The sequence below is a fragment of the Pseudoalteromonas luteoviolacea genome, from assembly GCF_001750165.1.
Taxonomy (GTDB): Bacteria; Pseudomonadota; Gammaproteobacteria; order Enterobacterales; family Alteromonadaceae; genus Pseudoalteromonas; species Pseudoalteromonas luteoviolacea_G.
This window is the reverse complement of record NZ_CP015411.1, coordinates 4,259,614-4,280,868: the sequence shown is the minus strand read 5'-3', so window position 1 is coordinate 4,280,868 and position 21,255 is coordinate 4,259,614. Positions and strand designations below refer to the sequence as shown.

The 21,255-nt window shown below is 42.0% G+C and carries 20 protein-coding genes, 1 pseudogene and 1 riboswitch; of the genes and pseudogenes, 13 read left to right on the top strand and 8 right to left on the bottom strand.

Features of this window, described 5'->3' with window-relative positions:
* Positions 1-21: 21 nt before the first annotated feature.
* The 3 genes from S4054249_RS18435 to S4054249_RS18425 form a co-directional block, all read right to left on the bottom strand.
* A complete protein-coding gene (locus S4054249_RS18435) occupies positions 22-465 on the bottom strand; it encodes a MarR family winged helix-turn-helix transcriptional regulator (RefSeq protein ID WP_046355679.1) in 444 nt (147 codons plus the stop codon).
* Entirely contained in the window at positions 462-944 is a 483-nt protein-coding gene (locus tag S4054249_RS18430; protein WP_046355678.1) for a glutathione peroxidase, read from the bottom strand. Before S4054249_RS18430 ends, S4054249_RS18435 begins: the two co-directional genes overlap by 4 nt.
* A gap of 73 nt (positions 945-1,017) precedes the next feature.
* Positions 1,018-2,019 carry a LysR family transcriptional regulator gene (locus S4054249_RS18425; protein ID WP_230851878.1) on the bottom strand — a complete coding sequence of 334 codons (1,002 nt, stop codon included), beginning with the start codon at positions 2,017-2,019 and terminating at the stop codon, positions 1,018-1,020.
* A 13-nt stretch (positions 2,020-2,032) separates the two neighbouring features.
* On the opposite strand from S4054249_RS18425, the gene S4054249_RS18420 reads away from it, so the two are divergent.
* From S4054249_RS18420 to S4054249_RS18410, 3 genes are all read left to right on the top strand, one after another.
* Positions 2,033-3,187 carry an iron-containing alcohol dehydrogenase gene (locus tag S4054249_RS18420; RefSeq protein ID WP_046355677.1) on the top strand — a complete coding sequence of 385 codons (1,155 nt, stop codon included), beginning with the start codon at positions 2,033-2,035 and terminating at the stop codon, positions 3,185-3,187.
* 170 nt (positions 3,188-3,357) lie between these two features.
* Positions 3,358-3,996, top strand: coding sequence for a cytochrome b/b6 domain-containing protein (locus S4054249_RS18415; protein ID WP_046355676.1), 639 nt, complete (start codon positions 3,358-3,360; stop codon positions 3,994-3,996).
* Between the two features lie 196 nt (positions 3,997-4,192).
* Entirely contained in the window at positions 4,193-4,888 is a 696-nt protein-coding gene (locus tag S4054249_RS18410) for a DUF3581 family protein (RefSeq protein ID WP_046355675.1), read from the top strand.
* A 15-nt stretch (positions 4,889-4,903) separates the two neighbouring features.
* Here the strand turns inward: S4054249_RS18410 and argE are convergent, their stop codons facing one another.
* Positions 4,904-6,082, bottom strand: a complete 1,179-nt coding sequence (argE, locus tag S4054249_RS18405; protein ID WP_046355674.1) for an acetylornithine deacetylase — start codon at positions 6,080-6,082, stop codon at positions 4,904-4,906.
* A gap of 166 nt (positions 6,083-6,248) precedes the next feature.
* Here argE and argC point away from each other — a divergent pair, with 166 nt between their 5' ends.
* From argC to S4054249_RS18375, 6 genes and pseudogenes are all read left to right on the top strand, one after another.
* Entirely contained in the window at positions 6,249-7,256 is a 1,008-nt protein-coding gene (gene argC, locus S4054249_RS18400) for an N-acetyl-gamma-glutamyl-phosphate reductase (RefSeq protein WP_046355673.1), read from the top strand.
* On the top strand, positions 7,253-8,041 hold the full coding sequence (locus tag S4054249_RS18395) for an acetylglutamate kinase (RefSeq protein ID WP_046355672.1): 789 nt from the start codon (positions 7,253-7,255) through the stop codon (positions 8,039-8,041). The genes argC and S4054249_RS18395 overlap by 4 nt, the downstream gene beginning before the upstream one ends.
* A gap of 8 nt (positions 8,042-8,049) precedes the next feature.
* A complete protein-coding gene (locus S4054249_RS18390; RefSeq protein ID WP_046355671.1) occupies positions 8,050-8,967 on the top strand; it encodes an ornithine carbamoyltransferase in 918 nt (305 codons plus the stop codon).
* A gap of 15 nt (positions 8,968-8,982) precedes the next feature.
* On the top strand, positions 8,983-10,194 hold the full coding sequence (locus S4054249_RS18385) for an argininosuccinate synthase (RefSeq protein ID WP_046355670.1): 1,212 nt from the start codon (positions 8,983-8,985) through the stop codon (positions 10,192-10,194).
* A gap of 21 nt (positions 10,195-10,215) precedes the next feature.
* Positions 10,216-11,577 (top strand): annotated as a pseudogene (gene argH / locus S4054249_RS18380) (argininosuccinate lyase); the annotation flags it as partial.
* A gap of 660 nt (positions 11,578-12,237) precedes the next feature.
* Positions 12,238-12,753: a hypothetical protein gene (locus tag S4054249_RS18375; RefSeq protein WP_052960936.1), complete on the top strand. Its 516-nt coding sequence runs from the start codon at positions 12,238-12,240 to the stop codon at positions 12,751-12,753.
* A gap of 50 nt (positions 12,754-12,803) precedes the next feature.
* On the opposite strand, the gene S4054249_RS18370 is transcribed toward S4054249_RS18375, so the two are convergent.
* Entirely contained in the window at positions 12,804-14,159 is a 1,356-nt protein-coding gene (locus S4054249_RS18370) for a capsule assembly Wzi family protein (RefSeq protein WP_046355667.1), read from the bottom strand.
* Positions 14,156-14,638, bottom strand: coding sequence for a pantetheine-phosphate adenylyltransferase (gene coaD / locus S4054249_RS18365; protein WP_046355666.1), 483 nt, complete (start codon positions 14,636-14,638; stop codon positions 14,156-14,158). Before coaD ends, S4054249_RS18370 begins: the two co-directional genes overlap by 4 nt.
* 171 nt (positions 14,639-14,809) lie before the next feature.
* On the opposite strand from coaD, the gene S4054249_RS18360 reads away from it, so the two are divergent.
* Together S4054249_RS18360 and thiI are read left to right on the top strand one after the other, a co-directional pair.
* On the top strand, positions 14,810-15,466 hold the full coding sequence (locus S4054249_RS18360; RefSeq protein WP_046355665.1) for a TetR/AcrR family transcriptional regulator: 657 nt from the start codon (positions 14,810-14,812) through the stop codon (positions 15,464-15,466).
* Between the two features lie 214 nt (positions 15,467-15,680).
* Entirely contained in the window at positions 15,681-17,138 is a 1,458-nt protein-coding gene (gene thiI / locus S4054249_RS18355) for a tRNA uracil 4-sulfurtransferase ThiI (RefSeq protein ID WP_046355664.1), read from the top strand.
* Positions 17,139-17,155: 17 nt separating this feature from the next.
* Here thiI and S4054249_RS18350 read toward each other — a convergent pair whose 3' ends face one another.
* Together S4054249_RS18350 and S4054249_RS18345 are read right to left on the bottom strand one after the other, a co-directional pair.
* Complete coding sequence (locus S4054249_RS18350; protein WP_046355663.1) at positions 17,156-18,052, bottom strand: ketopantoate reductase family protein; 897 nt, start codon at positions 18,050-18,052, stop codon at positions 17,156-17,158.
* Positions 18,045-18,401: a VanZ family protein gene (locus tag S4054249_RS18345; RefSeq protein WP_046355662.1), complete on the bottom strand. Its 357-nt coding sequence runs from the start codon at positions 18,399-18,401 to the stop codon at positions 18,045-18,047. The genes S4054249_RS18350 and S4054249_RS18345 overlap by 8 nt, the downstream gene beginning before the upstream one ends.
* A gap of 203 nt (positions 18,402-18,604) precedes the next feature.
* Between S4054249_RS18345 and S4054249_RS18340 the strand changes: the two genes are divergently transcribed.
* Together S4054249_RS18340 and S4054249_RS18335 are read left to right on the top strand one after the other, a co-directional pair.
* Entirely contained in the window at positions 18,605-19,087 is a 483-nt protein-coding gene (locus S4054249_RS18340) for a YajQ family cyclic di-GMP-binding protein (RefSeq protein ID WP_046355661.1), read from the top strand.
* Positions 19,088-19,172: 85 nt separating this feature from the next.
* Positions 19,173-19,342: riboswitch (cobalamin riboswitch) on the top strand.
* Positions 19,343-19,381: 39 nt separating this feature from the next.
* Positions 19,382-21,238 carry a TonB-dependent receptor domain-containing protein gene (locus tag S4054249_RS18335; RefSeq protein WP_046355660.1) on the top strand — a complete coding sequence of 619 codons (1,857 nt, stop codon included), beginning with the start codon at positions 19,382-19,384 and terminating at the stop codon, positions 21,236-21,238.
* Positions 21,239-21,255 lie beyond the last annotated feature (17 nt).

Sequence of the window (21,255 nt, the reverse complement as noted above, 5' to 3'; positions counted from 1 at the left end):
CTGTGACGCATGGTAAGTGTCTTACTTACCATGCATTTCTGTGACCATCAGCTGGTCAAGCAGTTGTTTGAGCTCGATGAGTTTTTCTACTGGCATCTCGGTTTGCTTTAGCATTTGAGAGGGGATGCAAGCACATAAACGCTCTAAATTTTTACCTTGCTCAGTCAAATACACATAGCATTGTCTTTCATCTTCACTGTCCCTTTGACGTGTCACTAATCCGTTTTGTTCTAGTCTCTTTAACAAAGGGGTTAGCGTATTGCTTTTGAGTTGCGCACGCTCCCCAATGTCTTTGACCAATATGCCATCTTTTTGCCATAGGATCAGCAATACAATGTACTGTGGATAGGTTAAGTTATGCTGTTTCAGTATGGGCTGATACAAGCGTGTAATGTGTCTTGAAGCTGCATATAAACTAAAGCAAAGTTGATTATCTAAGTTCAATTCAGGGTGCTTGTCGCTCATGAAGTGTGTCCAAGCGCATTGATGATATCTGCTTTAATTTTTTCAGGCTTAGTGGTGGGCGCATAACGCTTAATTGGTTGTCCATCTTTGCCAATTAAAAACTTGGTAAAGTTCCACTTGATGTTGTTGGTTAATATCCCCGGTAGCGCTGATTTAAGATATTGGTAAAGTGGATGTGTCTGAGCGCCATTGACTTCAATTTTTTCCATCATGGTAAAGTCGACACCATAATTGATTAAGCAGCCTTGTTGGATCTCTGACGCAGTGCCTGGTTCCTGTTTACCAAATTGGTTACATGGGAAACCGATGATCTCAAGCCCTTCAGCGTGAAGCTCTTTATGAAGCTGTTGAAGTCCTTCATATTGTGGTGTAAAACCACATTGACTCGCGGTATTCACGACAAGTACAACTTTTCCTTTTAAATTTGAAAAGTCATAGGCTCGGCCTTGTAGGGTATTGGCAGTAAATTCGTAAATCATTTATATCTCCAGTGATTTAATCGTGTGCGATTTAAATGTTAGGTTAGATTTACGGTGATCGCAATAGAAATGATCACTTAGTGTGCAAAAGTAAAAAGTCGATCAGGAGTCGAACACGCAGTGGTATTAGATCTTTACGGGGATAAACCAGCCAACTAGCATTGTCATTCACCTGGTAGTCGTCAAGTAATGAGACTAGTTCTCCACTTGCAAGGCTTTGCTCTGCAATGTCTTCAGCGAGGTGGGCGATCCCAAGGCCAGATCGGCAAGCATGAAGGATGGCTTGAGGATTATTGCTCCGCCAATTGCCCGAGACCTTGATCTCATCCACGTCTTCACCATTTCGGAATCGCCAGCGATTGGAAATCGCAATGAGACAATTGTGTTGGGACAAATCTTGCGGCGTGATTAAAGGAGGTGCTTTTTCTAAATAAGCAGGGCTTGCTAATAATTTCATATAGCGTGTACTAAGCTTACGGGCAATAAGTCTGGAGTCTTGTAAGCGGCCAAAGCGAATAGCTAAATCAAAACCATCTTCGACTAAATCGACATTACGTGCGTTGAAATCAATATGCACATTAACCTCAGGATAAAGTTGGCAAAACTTAACAATCACAGGGGCAACTCGATTTGCAACAAAGTCGCCAGCACCTGTAATTCTAATAGGGCCTTTTGGAGTGTGTTGGACGCCTTGGAGCTCATTGTTGGCATCTAATAATGCGTTTTGAATGTCTTTAAGTTTAGCGGCATAGGCAAGTCCTTCTTCAGTCAGCTTTATACTGCGAGTCGTACGTTGTAATAATACTGTACCCAGTCTAGATTCTAATTGCTGGATCTGACGGCTCACATGGGAGGTGGACACGTCCAAAGCACCGGCTGCTTTGCTGAAACTACCATGCTCCACAACCGCTAAAAAAATATCTAACCCTTGCCACATATTTTGTATCACCTGTGCAAATATGAAGGTTAATAATACTTCATTATTGCATGTGTGCAAAAGTGAATTGTCTTTTGAATAATGATCTTCGTTGAGCATGCCATTAAACTGTCTCGCAATTAATTTATACACCGTCATTGCAGGAGCAGTTATGCTGAACTTTAATTTTTACAACCCGACTGAGATCTTTTTTGGTGAAGGACAAATCGCTGAAATAACCAAAGCTATCCCGAGTGAAGCAAAAGTATTGGTGGTCTATGGCGGGGGCAGTATTCATAAAAATGGTATTTATGAGCAAGTCAGTGCGGCTCTAAGCGAATTTAACTGGAGCGAGTTTGCTGGTATTGAGCCTAACCCTACTTACCAGACCTGTATGCAGGCAGTGGAAAAAATTAAGGCAGAAGAGTTTAACTATATCCTTGCTGTGGGAGGGGGATCGGTGATTGATGGCAGTAAATTCATCGCTGCAGCTGCTAACTTTGAAGGCGAGCCATGGGATATCTTGAGCAAAGGCGCAGAAGTTAAATCAGCATTGCCAATTGGAGTGGTACTAACCTTACCTGCAACGGGCTCAGAATCAAACAGTTTTAGCGTGGTGTCAAATAGCGAAACACATGACAAACTGCCGTTTGCTTCAATTCTTGTCCAACCTAAGTTTGCGGTACTTGATCCAAAAGTGATGGAAACACTCCCAACGAGACAATTGACCAATGGCGTTGTTGATGCATTTGTTCACACTATGGAGCAATACCTAACGTACCCTGTTGATGCAAAAGTACAAGATCGGTTTGCTGAGGGTCTATTGATGACATTAATGGAAGAGGGTCCAAAGCTGCTGTCAGGTGAGGTGGATTATAAAGTACGCGCCAATGTGATGTGGTCAGCAACTATGGCGCTCAATGGGCTCATTGGTGCGGGTGTACCACAAGATTGGGCAACGCACATGATTGGCCATGAGATCACGGCAGTTTACGGTTTAGATCACGCACAGACGCTGGCAATTATTTTACCAAGAATGATGTCAGAGCAAAAAGAGCACAAGCGAGAGAAACTACTACAGTACGCAGAGCGTGTTTTAGGGCTGGACATCTCAGATGAAGAGCAAGCAATCGCATCGGCAATTGAATTAACAGAGCAGTTTTTCCACCGCGTTGATATGAAAACACGCTTAAGTGATTATGGCGTTGGTGAAGAGGCGGTGGATAAGATAACAACTCAATTGGAGCGCCACGGTATGACAGCATTGGGTGAACAACAGGCTGTTACACTGGATAAAAGCCGTCAGATCATTGCTGCGAGCTTATAAGCTATTAGGCTGAGTTGGGCGTCAAATCGGCGCCCTTATTCACAATGTTAATCTTTATTCCCCTACCTTTTGTCCTGTCGCAAAAATTCTGCGTTTTATAACGCAAAACCATCGTTTTTGTTTATCCCCTCAGGTACTCTCACAATCACACAAAAATAATAGGGGCAATTATGATCAAAGTGTGGGACGGATTTATTCGAGGGTTTCACTGGCTACTCGTCATTGGCATTGCTGTTTTATATGTATCGGGAGATGAAGGCTGGCTTGATCTTCACTTTGTGACTGGGTATGTGTTATTAGCATTGATGATCACGCGAGTGTTATGGGGTGTGTTTGGTAGCGACACCGCCAAACTTAAGGCATTATTTCATCATCCAAAAGCGACTTTTGCAGCACTAAAAAGTAAACAAGCGCATATTGGGCACAACCCTGCAGGTAGTATGATGGTGCTGTTTTTCTTTGTGGTTATTTTTGTTCAACTGATATCTGGGCTAATGACCACGGATGACATTTTGATGGATGGACCACTCGTGAGTTATGTCAGTTATGATTGGGTAGAGCTTGCGGGTGATATTCATAAAACCAATATTGACATTTTGTTGGTCGGTATCGCTGTGCATATCATTGCCATTGGACTGTACCGTATTAAAGGCATTAATTTGTTGCGCACACTCCTAACTGGAAAAATGGCCTCATCGGATAATGCACCAACCATTAAAAACGGTTTGTGGGCTTATGTATTATTTATTCTAGTAGCGAGTGGTATTTTGGTTTTATGGGGGATAGAACCGCTTAGTGCGCTGTTGTAGTTTTAGTATTGTCGTTCGTCTTGCATTGATACGCTTTTGATATACCTGTTTTATTAACACATTCATTATTTTCTGACATCACAGATAAAAAATGCAGATGACATCAAAAGTTACAACATTTAGCATAGAGATATGACCTCTCTGTGCTTATTTTCTGCTAATATAGCGCGATTTTCATGCAAGAAAGAAGTTAACTATGCTTACACCCTATTACCAACAAGAAACCAATAAACTCGTGATCAACCGTGAACAAGGCAGTCAATTTGCAAAGCAGGTGGCTGATGACTTTAACCCTTTGCACGATATTGATGCAAAGAAATTCTGTGTTCCTGGTGACTTACTGTTCTCATTGGTCCTTGACAAGTATGGTGTGAGTGAAAATATGCACTTTACATTTGCGGGTATGGTTGATGAAACATCGGTGTTAGAGTTTCCCGAAGGCACTGATGAGTTTGATATCGTGTCAAATGACAAAACCATGTTGTCTGTGAAGCGCTCAGGCCAAAATAAGCAATGTACTCAACTTGTAGAGAGCTTAATCAAAAACTACGTTGCCTTTTCTGGTAAAGCCTTTCCTCACGTGATCATACCGCTGATGGGCCAGCAAGAGGTAATGATCAACCCTGCGCGCCCTATGGTAATCTATGAATCCATGTCTATTCATTTGGATACGCTGGACATTGAAGAGGTAACACTGGAAGCTGCAACACCTGACTTCAGCTACGAAGGTAAGCGCGGCAAGATTATTCTGCGTTTTGAACTATTAAGTAATGGTAAAAAAGTCGGCTTCGGTGAAAAGCATATGTTGGTGTCTGGTATTAAAGAATACTGCCAGCAGGCAATTGATGATTTGATTGCTTATTACAATGAGCGTAAAGTCACATTAAAGTAAGCGAAGAGCCAGCAATTAGCTGGCTTTTTCTTTCGTAAAGCAACACTTTTCGATTAAATCTAAAATCACATTTTGACTTGGGATGATCTTATCCATATCTAAATGCTCGTCCGGCTGGTGGGCTTGGTTAATTGAGCCCGGACCCATGACAATCGTCTCACAGCCCAACTGTTGCAAGAAGGGCGCTTCAGTGCAGTAATTCACAGCAATGGCTTTTTGCTTCGAGAGTTTTTCAGCTAACTTCACGAGCCCAGAATCTGTGCGTCCACTAAAAGCAGGTATTGGGTCATGAAGCGCAATGACATCGACACATCCAGGAAATTGCTCATTAATCGGCTTGAGTGCATTTAATAGCATCTGCTCAAGTTCAATGATGCTCAGACCTGGCAATGGTCTAATATCAATGTGAAGTTCACAGCAGCCGCAAATCCGATTAGCATTGTCTCCACCATGAATATGCCCAAGGTTTAAAGTTGGGTGCGGTACAGCGAAATGTTCAATTGAATATTTATTCTTTAATTCTTCTTTTAAATGTAACAATCTTGAGATCACTTGTTGTATCACTTCAATGGCGTTAAGACCTCTGTCTGGATCAGAACTATGTCCTGAGCGTCCTGTGACACGTATAGCGCTACTCATATGTCCTTTATGAGTAAATACAGGCACCATGTCTGTGGGCTCACCGATCACACAGTATTTCGGTTTGAGTGAAGTATGCTGGGCAACTTGCTGTGCGCCAGCCATGGTCGTTTCTTCATCTGCCGTGGCGAGGATCATCAAGGGCTCACTTTGATATTTGTGATCAAGTTGTGAAATGGCATTGAGTACAAATGCGAAAAAGCCCTTCATATCAATGCTACCAAGGCCAAATAATTTATTGTCTTTTTCAGTGAGTTCAAAGGGATCGGATTGCCAGCGGGAATCGTCAAAAGGGACTGTATCTGTGTGACCTGCGAGCATTAACCCGCCATGATTTTTACTGCTATCAAGTGGCTCCCTACGGGCCAATAAATTGTATTTTCCAGGCGCGTGGGTGAGCTCTGTAATCTCTACTTCAAACCCGAGATCGCGACACCAGTTGGCGAGCGCATCGATAACTGCTTTGTTGCTAAGATCTAGCGATTCATCAATGGCGCTGATTGATGGCTTAGCAATGAGGGTTTTATACATGTCGAGAAAATCTGGTACTGACATAATACTCCAAAATATTTATTCAAAGATGTTGCATAAAAATTTATATCTGTTTAGTATGAATATCAATTCATTTTTGAAGAATAATTATTTTAGGGGTGGCGATGCGAAGAACATGACATCTATAGCAAGTGTGACTCCCCAATCAACTAACTAAAAAGAGTTATCGATGTTAAATGTTTCTATTATCGGCGCCAGTGGATATAGTGGTGCAGAATTAGCCAAATTGCTAGCAAATCATCCTGAATTTAATTTGATCAGCTGCTACGTGTCCGAACACAGTCTGGACAAAGGTAAGCAGTTGAGCGCTCTATATCCAGAACACAGTGGGTTACTGGATATCGAATTATCCCCCCTCACAGAGCAAGCATTTGCGCAGATTGCTGCGCATTCGGATTACGTTTGCCTTTGTACTGACCACAAGGTAAGTGTGTCTCTGGCTCCAAAATTTCTTGAATTAGGTCTGAAGGTTTTTGACTTGTCTGGCGGATTTCGCTTGGCTGATGCGTCTCAATATCAAGCGTTTTATGGATTTGAACATCCACATCAAACACTGCTAGATGAAGCTCAATATGGATTGGCCGAGTGGTATTCTGCTGCGATAAAAGAGGCACAGTTGGTTGCCGTCGCAGGGTGTTATCCAACCGCAGCGTTAAATGCATTAAAACCACTTAAAAATGCTGGGCTACTTGCTGAATCGCCCATTATTATTAATGCGGTTTCCGGTGTCACAGGCGCGGGCAGAAAAGCGTCATTGACAACCCAGTTTTGTGAAGTGTCTTTGTCGCCATATGGATTGTTTAACCATCGTCATGGTCCTGAAATCAACCAGTATTTGGATCATCCAGTTCTATTTACGCCACATTTAGGTAATTTTGCACGTGGTATTTTGGAAACTATCTACGTGCAGTTAAAAGAAGGCGTGACATCTCATGATGTTGAAGCGGCTTATCAATGCCTTGCGGACGAACCCCTTATTCGTCTCAAAGGCGAAAACATGCCATCGATTAAAGGCGCGGCAAACACCCCATTTGTTGATATAGGTTGGCAACAACAAGACCAGCAGTTAATCGTGGTTGTTGCAATTGACAATTTACTGAAAGGCGCAGCGGGCCAAGCACTTCAATGTATGAATATTGTCAGTGAGTTTTCACCTACTTTGGGGTTAAAAGGATGAATCAATTAACAAAAAAAACTTGGGTGATCAAAGTGGGTGGGGCGGTACTGAATACCGAGCAAGCTGCCCTTTCGCTATTTCAGGTTTTACACGACCTGAGTAAAGATCAAGACAAGCAGTTTGTACTCGTACACGGTGGTGGCGCACTGGTTGATCGCTGGCTAGAAGATGCGGGTTTTGCCACAGCTAAACATCAAGGCTTGCGGATAAGTCCTAAAGAGCAACTTCCATACATAGTCGGCGCTTTGGCGGGATGTGCTAATAAACAGCTTATGTCACAAGCCATTGTTGCGGGACTCAAGCCTGTTGGCACTTGCTTGTATGAGGCGGGGTTTCTAGCTACGCAAAAACTCAAGGCGCTCGGGCAGGTCGGTTCTTGTGTTGCTGAGGAAGGGCTTGGGCTTTTAGATAACTTATTAGCGCTTGGACGTATTCCTTTAGTGAGTTCTGTTGGGATAGGTCAAGATGGTGCCTTGTATAACATCAATGCTGATGAGGCTGCAGCTGCCATAGCACAAAACATTGGCGCTGAATTGGTGTTCATGACCGATGTAGAAGCGGTGTTAGATGCTCAAAAACAGCCTCTGTATTCGCTAGATGCAGAGCAAATCAATAATTTAATACAACAGAAGGTGATTGTGGGCGGGATGGAGGTCAAAGTTAAGACCAGTCTTCACGCTGCCCAACATTTACGACGTGGTGTGTATATCTCAAGTTGGCAAAAGCCTGAAAATTTAATTGCCTTATTACAAGGCGACCATGTTGGAACAAAAATTTTACCTTAGGATATAACATGACTCAGTCATTTATTTCGGGTCTAGAACTCGACCAAGCAGCACTTTTAAAACTATTTAATCTTGCGCACCAAATTAAAGCGCAGCCACAGGATTTTTCGCAGGCTTTGGCTGGGCAATCAATAGTTACTTTATTTGAAAAACCCAGTTTACGGACTCGTTTATCATTCGATATTGGGATCAATAAACTCGGTGGTCATGCTGTGTATTTAGATCAGCAAAATGGTGCGATGGGTAGTCGTGAGTCAGTAAAAGACTTTGCGCTGAATATTTCTACTTGGGCCGATGGTATTGTCGCCCGAGTCAATCAACACAGCACGTTGTCGACACTTGCCGAATATGCCAGTGTCCCAGTAGTTAACAGCTTATGTGATTTGTATCACCCCTGTCAGGCACTAGCGGATTTTATGACATTGCAAGAAGTGTATGGTGATGTGAGCGGCTTGAAATTGGCTTATCTGGGGGAGGGGAATAACGTAACGCACTCGTTGATGCTATTAGCCGCCAGTTTAGGCACTGACTTTGTTGCAGTCTGCCCTAAAGGTCATTCACCCGACGCGCAAATCGTCAAGCAAGCAGAGCAGATGGCTGCGGTGAACGGCGCCAGTATTTTGATCAGTGACCGAGTTGAAGCCGCGGCTGGGGCAAATGTATTGTATACAGATACTTGGGTATCAATGGGCAGTAATGTGTCATTGGAACAAGCCACAGATACATTTATGCCATATCAAATTAATACTCAGCTGTTAGAACAGACTGGGGCTCAAACTGTATTACATTGCCAACCTGCGCATAGAGAGTATGAAATTACGTCTGCTGTAATGGATGGCGAAAATTCAAAAATTATTCAACAAGCTGAGAACCGGATGCATGCCCAGAATGCGCTACTGGTCACTTTGTTAAGCAAGCAATTTTAAAAGGGTTAAGAAAAGATGAGTGAAGTAAAGAAGGTTGTTTTGGCGTATTCTGGTGGGTTAGACACGTCTGCCATCGTACCGTGGTTAAAAGAAAACTATGGGTGTGAAGTAGTCGCCTTCGTTGCAGATGTTGGTCAAGGTGAAGAAGAGCTTGCAGGTGTAGAGGAAAAAGCCATTGCCTCTGGTGCCAGTGAATGCTACGTCGTTGACTTAAAAGAAGAGTTAGTAAGTGAGTATATTTACCCAACTTTGCAAACTGGGGCCATCTATGAAGGCACTTATTTATTAGGGACGTCGATGGCGCGTCCTATCATTGCCAAAGCTCAGGTAGAAGTAGCCCGTAAAGTCGGTGCTGATGCGCTATCTCATGGCTGTACAGGTAAAGGTAATGATCAGGTTCGTTTTGAGTCCTGTTTTTCTGCCTTAGCACCTGATCTTAAAGTAATTGCACCTTGGCGAGAGTGGACGTTATCTAGTCGTGAGTCACTACTTGATTACCTGGCAAAAAGAGCTATTCCTTGTGCTGCATCAGCAACAAAAATATATAGCCGCGATGCCAATATTTGGCATATTTCTCACGAAGGCGGAGAACTTGAAAACCCATGGAATCAGCCGAGCGATCAAGTCTGGACTTGGACCTCATCACCTGAACAAGCGCCCGATAAACCAGAGTTTGTTTCTGTGATGGTTGAGCAAGGTAAAGTCGTTGCTGTTAATGGTGAACGTTATAGCCCATATCAATGTTTAGTGACGCTCAATGATATTGCTGCTAAACATGGTGTTGGCCGTGTTGATATTGTGGAGAATCGCCTTGTCGGAATGAAATCTCGTGGCTGCTATGAAACACCAGGTGGTACTGTGATTATGGCGGCGCTCCAAGCAATTGATGAACTGGTGCTAGATAAATCAAGTCGTAAGTGGAAAGAAACGTATGCGAGTGAGTTTTCTCACCTCGTCTACGATGGTCGCTGGTTTACACCACTGAAAGACTCTATTTTGGCTGCTGCACAGGCATTAGCTGACGGTGCAACGGGCGAAGTGGTGCTAAAGCTATATAAAGGACAAGTCGTTGCCGTTCAAAAGCAATCCGTGAATAGCCTATATAGTGAAGACTTTGCTACATTTGGTGAAGATGATGTGTATGACCAATCTCACGCAGAAGGGTTTATTCGTTTGTTCTCGCTTTCAAGCCGAATTGCGGCTTTGAATAAGCAAAAACAGTCCTAATTGATAAAGGAGTTATACGTTATGGCACTATGGGGCGGGCGATTTTCTTCAGGTCCAGATCAAGCATTTAAGCAATTTAATGATTCATTACCTTTTGATTATCAGTTGGTTGAGCAAGATATTGTCGGTTCGATTGCATGGGCTGGTGCACTTGAGCAAGTCGGAGTGTTGACAACAGAAGAGGGTGGGCAGCTTGTCGCTGCTCTAAACTCACTGCTAGAGGAGTCAGTGCGAGATAGGGCGTCGATAGCAAGCAGTGGCTATGAAGATATCCACTCTTATGTAGAAGCAAAGCTGATAGAAAAAGTGGGAGATTTAGGTAAAAAACTACATACGGGCCGTAGTCGCAACGATCAGGTTGCTACTGACTTTCGTTTGTGGTCACGTCAAACAGCTGAGCTAATTGTCACGGCAATTAAGTCACTGCAATGTGCGCTTGTGCAATTGGCTGAGCGAGAGTTAGAGACTATTTTACCTGGTTATACACATTTGCAGCGTGCGCAACCTGTGCTGTTTAGCCATTGGTGCATGGCCTATGTAGAGATGTTAACCAGAGATATATCGCGCTTGAATGACGCCATTGAACGTCTTAACGAATGTCCACTCGGATCGGGGGCATTGGCTGGGACAGCTTATCCCATTGATAGAGATCATTTGGCGACACAACTGGGATTTAAATGCGCTACGCGTAATAGTTTAGATGCGGTTTCAGATAGGGACTTTGTGGTGGAGCTTTTAAGCTGTGCGTCTATTTCAATGATGCATTTATCACGACTCGCAGAAGATATGATTTTCTATAATAGTGGTGAGTCAGGCTTTATTGAACTAGCAGATAACGTGACCTCTGGCTCATCTTTAATGCCTCAAAAGAAAAATCCAGATGCACTGGAGTTAATTCGAGGCAAAACAGGACGTGTATTTGGCGCATTTAGTGCCATGATGATGACGCTTAAAGCACTGCCTTTGGCCTACAATAAAGATATGCAAGAAGATAAGGAGGGGCTGTTTGATGCATTGCCAACATGGATCGCATGTATACATATGGCGGAGTCTTGTATAAAAGGAGTAAAAGTCAATGCTGAGGCTACTTTAAAAGCTGCTCAAGGTGGACATGCCAATGCGACTGAACTTGCAGATTATTTGGTAGCCAAAGGAGTGCCTTTTAGAGAGGGGCATCATATTGTTGGGCAGCTGGTTCAGATAGCCATCGAACAGGGCAAAAATTTAGAAGAGCTTGCGCTAGAAGAGTTTCAATTGGTGTGCCCAAAAATTGACAGTGATGTTTATCCGCGGCTAGAAATTGCCGCTTGTATTGCCGCAAGGCAAGCGTTGGGCGGCACATCTTTGCCGCAAGTGCGTGAAGCTATCCTCGCTTTTAAGCAGTCGATAAAAGAATAAACACCCTCCTCATTTCATTGAGCGAAATTCTTATAGGGTTTCGCTTGAATTTACACCTTATTATCTTTATTGTGTCATTTAATCTATTTTTGTCCCTATTATTTTCAGTGAAAATCAAATAAGTAGGCTGAATATAATCTGGTAGATCTATTTTAAATTTTATCACTCGTATGATTTTAATAGGTTTTTATTTTGTATTTTTACTTTTTTTGGTGGCCGAAGGGACTTGTGGAGATGTTAACTTTTTTATTAATTTATATACAATTAAATTATTCATTTTTGTTTTAATTGGGATTTTTATATTTGTTTACATATAAATCAATAGGTTAATTATTGTTCGTTTGATGCGTTGGTAAATATTTTGTTTTATTTTTGTTTTAATTTGGCCTGCTTGTTGCTTAAATATGACTTCTAGAGTTTTAGCTTTCAGGTATTGTTGTGTCAGCTAAAATGAATAAATTCATAAAGAGGGAAAGCAATGTTTAACTTAAATATCGAAAACTTAGATTCATCTAAAAATGCTGGAAAAACAAAGACAACTTCTGTTAATGTAATTACATCTTTAGAGAATTTGAAAGCGGTTTCAGGTGGTCGCGCTAGTGGTAATTACCCTAAAAGGCGCCTTTCATATACCCAACGTAGATAATGGCATTTGACTATTTCGGATTAAGCATTGGGGCCCTTGTGATTTGGGGGTTCTTTATGGCCAGTTTGCTGCATGTAACTTTTTACATACTGGCCGTCAATAAGAATGTGCAAGCTTTAGCTTGCGCATCGATTCTCGCTGCCTCCTATAGTCTCAGTGATTTAACTACACCTGCGAACTTTGAATCCATCGATTTTGCGGTTTATTTTCTTTATGACGTTGTCACCCTTGGGGCGATAATACTCGCTAAATACCTCTTCTTCAGAGATGCAAAGAATCATCCATGCTATGTCTATTGCTGCATAGGTCTAACGATAAATGCACTACTATTTTTTGCGATGTTTGTTGATTCACATTTATTGGGGACATATGAACCGTGGGCATTATGGTATTTTTATTCTTCAACTGTGAACATCGTTGATTTGGTGATGGTCAGTGTTGTGATCCTGAACCGTGACTTTATTGGCTTGCAATTACTGTCTCGAAAATTCCTAAGTTCGAAGGCAGTCGTTTAATTTACAGGCTGCTATAACTGCGATGCCATAGCAGCGTTTGGATTTAGTAATTAGTATTGATATTCCCAACTTACACCCAGCGCTTGGTGCGTGTCGTCTTGTTGGTCAGTTTGGTCTTGCCAAATCGTAAAACTAGATTTAAACAGGCCAGTCCATAGTTCTGTCTGGATACCCACTTCAAGTAAGGTTCGGTCCATATTAAGAGATTCAAACTCAGTCAATTTCAATTTTGCGTACCCACCAGAGCCTTCAATTTGAAAGTAGTCAGCTGCAAAAGTGATGCTTTTTGCTTGCGGACCACTTGTTGCACCGAGCCATAGGCCGTATTCTTTGTAGTCTGAACCTGCGTCAGTTTGCTGGAAGTTACATTGAAAACTGACTGACTCTGCTAAGCAATCTGTAGTTGTATCACTATATTCGATATAGCCTTTAACACGGTAATCCTCATCAGCCCAAAAACTCTCAATACCGGCAGTGAAAAGAGCCTCATCAGGGAGTGCGCCGTTGTCGTTGTTACCACTGTATTCGCCGTATAAAGCTATGGGTTGCCCACCTAAAATTGATGAAAATTTAAAATCTAGACTGGTAATACGCTGTTTTTTAAGCTCGGTTTCAATGCTTAGCTGAGTATAAACAAAGTCACTACCTGTCGTCGCAAAGCCTAGCTCTAGCCCTTTGATCGGTGTTGAAGAGAATCGCGCCCCCCAAAAGTCACCTGATTTATTGTTAGGTTTGTGGCGCGCAGCAATGGCGGTAATTTGCCATGGTCCAATAAAGGACAAAAACTGTGGCCCACGATAATTGGTATTGGCTCTACTTAAACGTACTGCCTTCATTGGGGTTGCATTGTTGGATAAGAGCAGTGCACTCTCATTACCGGGGCCCCACCAATAGTCTAACCTTTCAGCACTTAAAGACCAGTCTCCCAATAAAATGGCTAAGTGACTACCATGATGATTAACGTACTTGCCATCGAGTGCGTCATCTGCGTAATTAACCTGAACGCGAGCGCTGACGTTGCTACCGGTGATTTCACCGAATGTCGTAATGCCCGATTTTTCTCTTTGGTTATCCCCTATGCCCGTATCTGAGTTAGGTTTTTCCCTAAAATGCGCTTTAATACCAGAATGTGTTTCTTTTTTTGCGTATTGCAGAGCATGGCGAAGGTGGCTGACGGCAAAAGCTGTATCCTCATTCAAAGTGGATGAGTCGATATGCTGTAAGTCATGTGCAATGCCTTGCCACAACAGTGGATATTGATTAACTGGACGATTGATCAGTCCATAGCTGACCAACAAATCAATCGAGTGCTTTAATGCACTATCTTCAGCAGATATCCAAGGTCCGGCATAGCTGTGAAGTGATAATGTGCATAAACAGACAGCACTGAGATGCTTTAATTTCATGAGTGGAGCTTCTCCTTTAGTGCTTTCGCGACCAGTGGGTCAACAAACTCACTGACATCTCCGTGATGCAGTGCAACTTCTTTGACTAAAGTTGAAGAAATGAAAGAGTTTCTCTCTGATGGTGTTAAAAATACACTTTCTAACTGCGGGTACAGTCTACGATTCATATTGGCAAGCTGAAACTCATAGTCAAAATCAGAGACGGCACGGATCCCCCTAATCAGCACATTGGCATTTTGTGCTTTTGCTAGATCAACTAATAAGCCTGAAAATCCAATGACTTTGACATTAGGTATGTCATGCAGCACCTGTTGTGCTAATTCGACACGTTCCTCAAGGGTAAAACATGGCTTTTTTGAAGGGTTGTGTGCGATGGCTAATACAACCGTATCAAACATATTAGCTGCACGTTTTATGAGATCAGAGTGCCCATTTGTAAGAGGGTCAAATGTACCAGGATATAGAGCTATAACTTTCATCAGATTGTTGCAACACAAAAAATTTTTGATATGTTAGCAGCCTTCTAAAGCAAATTCACTGGTCTGCTTTCAAATTTGCTCATTTAACCTTGCATATGTTTAGTGCTATTTTCAATTAACCAAGTGGCCGCCAAGCCGTGATATTAATTAAGCGTGTAAAGAGAGTTGGATATGAATACCAAGGAAAAAATAATTCGTACAAGTATTGCCTTGTTTAATCTACATGGTGAACGAGCGATAACCACCAATCATATTGCCTCCAATATGGGAATAAGCCCGGGGAATTTGTATTATCACTTTAAAAACAAAGAAGACATCATTAGGCATATTTTTTCTCTTTACAGCGAGCATTTAAGCACACATTTTAAACCACTGAGTATTGAACATGAGCCTCTGGAGCAATTGACACAGTACTTGGACTCTTTGTTTGAATTAATGTGGCGATACCACTTCTTTTACGACAACCTGACTGACATTTTGGCGCGAGATAAAGGGTTGAAAAAGGATTACATTGAGTTTCAATCACAGCTGTTTGAGCAGGTAAAGGCTGTGGTTATTGGCTTGCGTAGTGCAGGAGTGATTGATATTGAAGATTATGATGTCGATGAACTTGCACATATGCTCAAAATGGTTGTGAGCTTCTGGACTCCCTATGTAAAGGCGAGAAGATTAACGGGTGTACTGGAGCAAAAAGATATTTACAACGGAATCGTAAAGGTATTGATGTTATTTAAGCCTTATGCGACACAAATGAGCAGTGAAAAAATTGCACAGCTGCGTGATTATTACCAAGAACAAGCAGATACGAGTTTACCGAGTATCGCTTAAGTGCACATTATCAAGCTGCCAGCCAATCACTGGTAGCTTTCATTATGTCTATAATCGATTACTAGTATTCAACTAGCACTGTCGTTAATACCGTAAACTATTTGCCAACCAACCTGATTATTTCCTAGTCTTTAATAAGTTTGCTATAATCCCGCGCCTTAAAATGATTCAACGTTTTGTGCGTTTATAGTTTCACACCAGCGAGTAACTTCATATGCTTAAATTTATCGTCAAGCTGCACCCTGAGATCGTCATCAAAAGTAAATCGGTGCGTAAGCGTTTCACTAAAATTTTAGAAAAAAATATCAAGCTTTTGCTGGGTCGAGTTGATGAGAAAGTTTTTGTGAAAAACAACTGGGACAACATTACGGTTGTGAGTCAGTTGAGTGATGATAAGACGCGCTTGGCACTGATTGATGGCTTAAAACGTGTGCCTGGTGTGACATTGTTTTTAGAAGTTCAGGAAGTGACTTTCGAAACTTTAGATGATATTTACCAACATACTTTACCACTCGTGCGTGAGCAAATTGAAAATAAGACGTTTTGTGTACGAGTGAAACGCCAAGGTAAGCATGATTTTACTTCAAGTGATGTAGAGCGTTATGTTGGTGGTGGTTTGAATCAAAATGTTGATACAGCTAGTGTAAAGTTAACGCGACCACAAGAAACGGTCAAAATAGAAATTAAGGATCAGTTTGCCTATATCGTGCGTGCTCAATACCGCGGTTTAGGAGGGTTCCCACTGCCTACTCAAGAAGATGTGTTGTCATTAATGTCTGGTGGGTTTGATTCTGGTGTTGCCAGTTACCAAATGATCAGAAAAGGCGCTCGCACGCATTTCTTGTTTTTTAACTTAGGTGGCGCGGCACATGAAATTGGTGTGAAGCAGGTGAGTCATTACCTATGGAAGCAGTATAGCTCAACACACAAAGTCAAATTTATTACGGTTGATTTTGAACCTGTCGTAGCGGAAATTTTGGAAAACGTAGAAAACAGCCAGATGGGTGTTATCTTAAAGCGTATGATGATGCGAGCAGGAAGCGCGGTTGCACAAAAACTTGGCATTCAAGCGCTTGTTACAGGCGAGAGCATTGGTCAGGTTTCCAGCCAAACACTGGCAAACTTAAGCGTGATTGATCGCGTGACTGAAACTTTAATCCTAAGACCGCTGATTCAGAATGACAAAGAAGAGATCATTCGCATTGCCAGAGAAATTGGAACTTGTGAAATGGCAGAGGCAATGCCTGAATACTGTGGTGTGATTTCTAAAAAGCCAACCGTTAAAGCGGTACTTGAGAAAATTGAAGCGGAAGAAGCTAATTTCGACTTTGATGTATTAGATACCGTAGTCGATAATGCTGTAATTAAAGATATTCGCGACATTGAAGTTGAAGCAAAAGAAGAAGTCAAAGAGGCCGAAAACGTAAAAGAATTACCACAAAACGCAGTGGTCGTTGATATTCGCTCTCCAGAAGAGGAAGATGCAGATCCATTGGAAATTGATGGGATTGAAGTGATCCATTTACCGTTTTTCCGCTTAGCTACTAAATTCGGTGATTTACCTCAAGACAAAGATTATTACTTATATTGCAGTAAAGGGGTAATGAGTCAACTGCAAGCACTGATCTTACATGAAAATGGTTTTACTAAAGTAAAAGTATACAGACCATAAATAATAAAAGAGCAGGCTCAAGCCTGCTCTTTCTGTTTAATTTGCTGCCATAACTTGTCGTTTATATCCGCATGGTGGCCATGCTTTTGCGCTGTTAAAGAAATAAAACCACAAATTGCATCTATTTCAGAACGCCTTTTAAGCTTGACATCTTGTGCCATAGATGACGTATTATTTGCGGTTAAAGTCATTACTTTGTAGGCTCGCACGAGTTCTTCATTTAACTTTAATTTGACCCCTTCTAGATTTGCAATAACACAGGCTTCATTAAGTAAATTCAACACTTGCTTCGCATATTTTGGGGCTCTTAACGCGCCGTTGTGACACTGCTCAATGGCAGTTAAGGGGTTGATGGCAATATTGACACAAAGCTTTTGCCATCGGATCAAGTTGATATCATCAATGGTTTCAAAAGGGTCAAAATGGTGTGAGAACAACACCTGATATATATCGTTTAGATTATCTTGGGCCGGTAAGTTACAGGCTCCTAACTGAGTGAGCCCAGGGCCTTTAAATATTACGGTGTTGGGGGCAGGTTTCATCCCGCCCATGGCAGTACTGAGAAAAAATAGTGCTTGTTTTGACTTCAAGTTAGCTTGGATATCAGCGAGATCATACATGCCATTGTGGCTGAGAATAATATTGGCATCATGGCTTAAGTGGGGCGAAATATCTTTAAAAGCTTGTTCTATTTGATAGGCTTTGACCGGCACGATACATGTTTGAATTTTTTTATTCAGTTGCTTTAGCGTGGTAACGTCTACATTAAGGCGATGTTGTTTTTGGCCACTGATTAGCATGTATTCAGTTTGAGAACTATCTCGAGTGATAAGTATGACACGGTGGCGCTGAGCAAGTTTTTCAGCGAGTAGCAGTCCTATCGCACCACAACCAAGAATATACACTTCACTCATTATTTAGCCTTCGCTGTTTAAATCGTTGATATATCCATATGGCAAGGAAGTAGCTGGTAGCTCCTGCCACATCCGCGATAAAATCTCCTAAGGAGGCTTGTCTGTAAGGCAGTGTAGACTGCATCCATTCGACAGCCGCACCATAACTGATTAATAGAGTAATATGAAACCATACTCTAAACCTGAAGGCGTGATGAGAGAAAAATGCTAACGCAAAAAATACTCCAAAGTGCACGACTTTATCTAAGTGTTCTATTCTTATTGCATGACTTTTCACTTCTTTTGCAAAAAGATATGTGATGACTACTAAAAATAGTAAAAGTAACGTTCTATATACTTTTCTAGTCACATTTGCTCCAACTTCTATGCGATGAAAAATCAGTATAACACCGAAATATTAAAAGTGGCTTAATAGTAAATACTTGAATACTCATGGGCATACAAAGATATATTCAATGATCAGAAGAAGCTATGTGCACATGCAAAAAAGTATATCGTATTGCCTCAGAGCATTGTTATAATTGCTCGTAAATTTGTTTTGAGGAGAGAACAATGCCTTCTTTTGATATTGTATCTGAAATAGAAATGACGGAAGCAAAAAACACCGTTGATAATGCGAACCGCGAATTGGAAACACGCTATGACTTTAGAGGTGTAGAAGCATCTATTGAGTTGAAAGACGAAGTTATCCAATTAAAGTCTGAATCTGAACAGCAGGTCATGCAGCTGTTTGACATGGTTGTTGGTAAAGCGGCAAAACGTGGACTAGATGTAGGTTGTTTCGAATTAAAAGACGTTGAGCGCAGTGGTAAAACGTTTGCTCGTAAAGTGGCTTTAAAGCAAGGTATTGATAAGGATATGGCTAAGAAAGTCGTTAAGCTTATCAAAGATTCAAAGCTCAAAGTACAAGCGGCTATCCAAGGCGAAGAAGTACGTGTTACCGGTAAAAAACGTGACGATTTACAAGAAGTAATGCAGCTGGTTCGCACATCTGATCTGGGCCAGCCATTCCAGTTCAAAAACTTTAGAGACTAGTCGGTTTCTAATACAGGGTTCCAGATCAATATATGATACTGGAACTCTAGACGTCCATTGACAATCCCCCCTTAAATCTCAGACAATATGCGCGGAATTTCGAGGTGCCAAACAACGCTGATAGATAGTCGGTATATTGGATAATCGGGAAGTTGGTGCGCAAGACAAAACTTGGCAATGCCAACGCTGCCCCCGCAACGGTAAAACTGTTTAAATTGGTTGAGCCCGGAGACCGGCCTTGAATTTGACTCATTTGATGAACTTTGTGCGGTGGGCACAAAGTAGGGGACCTTCATGTTAAAAATTTCTGCGCTAAGTGCTGCTGTATTGGCAGCGGTTTCATTTCACACATCTGCGACTCAAGAAATAGAGCGCATTACTGTTACAGCAAACAAAATTGAACAGTCGCAAAAAGACGTATTAGCGTCTGTATCTGTGATAGAACGCACTGACATAGAGCGCAGTGGCGCACGCGATCTGGTTACACTTTTATCTCAGCAAGCGGGTATTCAAATTAATTCAAACGGTGGTTTTGGCCATAATGCGGGTTTGACTTTAAGAGGCGGCAGCTCAAAGCACACTCTGGTATTGATTGATGGAAACCGAGTGGGGTCAGCAACACTAGGCTATAAGTCAATCGCAAAAGTGCCTTTGCAAAGCATTGAACGTGTTGAAATATTGAAAGGCTCTCGAGCTGCAATTTATGGCTCTGATGCGATGGCTGGTGTGATCAACATTATTACGCGTCGTGCGGAGCATACAACAGCAGATATGACCCTTGGCAGTAATAGCTATCGCAATGCTCAAGTAGCCACTTCGTTTAAAAGTGACGCGTTGACTGTACTGGCAAACTTGGGCTATGAAGAAACAGATAACTTTGATGTGTTGCAAGGCACACAGCCTGATACTGATGGCCATGATAACACCAGTTTAGGGCTTAGGGCTGAGTACCAAATTACCTCTGAGAGTAAAGTATTTGCGGCTTTTCAAGGCAGTGAAGGGGATACGAACTACGATAGTCGCTTTGGCTCTAGCAATGCAACTGTATTCCAAAGTAAATTTGATAATCAATTTTTAAGCATCGGTTTTGAGACGCAGCAGGGTAATGTATCACATGCATTTACGGCAACGAAATCGCAAGATGAATCAGTTGATGTGAATGAGTTTGGTGCCAGCAAAACGGTCACTAAACGCAATATACTCAATTACGACGGACACATTGATGTGCAAGAAAACTGGGTTGTCTTGGGTGGGATAAATGCAACAGAAGATGATGTGTCTGAGTCGACTTCTACCTATGTGCAGAGTAAGCGCGATACGCTGGGTGTTTTCGTAGGCACCGTTTATGAATATGACCAAGCCTTGGTAGAGGCAACCGTACGTTATGACGACGATGACCAGTTTGGTAGTGAAGTGACGCACAGTTTAGCAGTGGGATATAAAGTGCATCGCGATGCTACATTTAGATTGGCCCATAATACTGGTTATAAAGCGCCTACTTTTAATGATTTATACTTCCCTTCATCTGGCAACCCCGCACTCTCACCGGAAGAGTCTGATAACTTTGAGCTTGGTTTAAAGGCATCAGTAGCTGACACTGTGATCGACTTTGCTATTTACCAAACGGATTACACGAATAAGATAGTGTGGCGACAAGATACTAATGGCAACTGGGGCCCTGATAATGTTGAGAATGCGCAGCATTCAGGTTTAGAGCTTAGTATTTCGAACACACTGATGTTTGGTATTGAGTCAAACTTCAACTACGCGTTTGTGAATGCTAAAGATAACACCAATGGTAAGCCACTACCTCAGGTTGCAAAGAGCACAGCCAATTGGCAGCTAGCTAAGCAATGGGACGATTTTGAAGTGATCACCGAGCTGCAATTCCGTGGTGAGCGAGACAGTACAGCATCTTTGCCGACTGGTGAGGCATATAGGTTAGACTCATATACTTTGGTGAACTTAGCGGCAAATTATGATTTTTCTGACGCAGTTAAATTATCTGCGAGAATAGAAAATTTATTCGACAAAGAGTATGGTGCGGTTGCATCAAGCTTAGTAAAGAATGAGCAAAGTGAAGTAACGGGCGTCAATTATTACAACACGCCTGAAAGACGTTTCTTTGTGAATTTACAATACCGCTTTTAATAAGCAAAAAAGGTGAG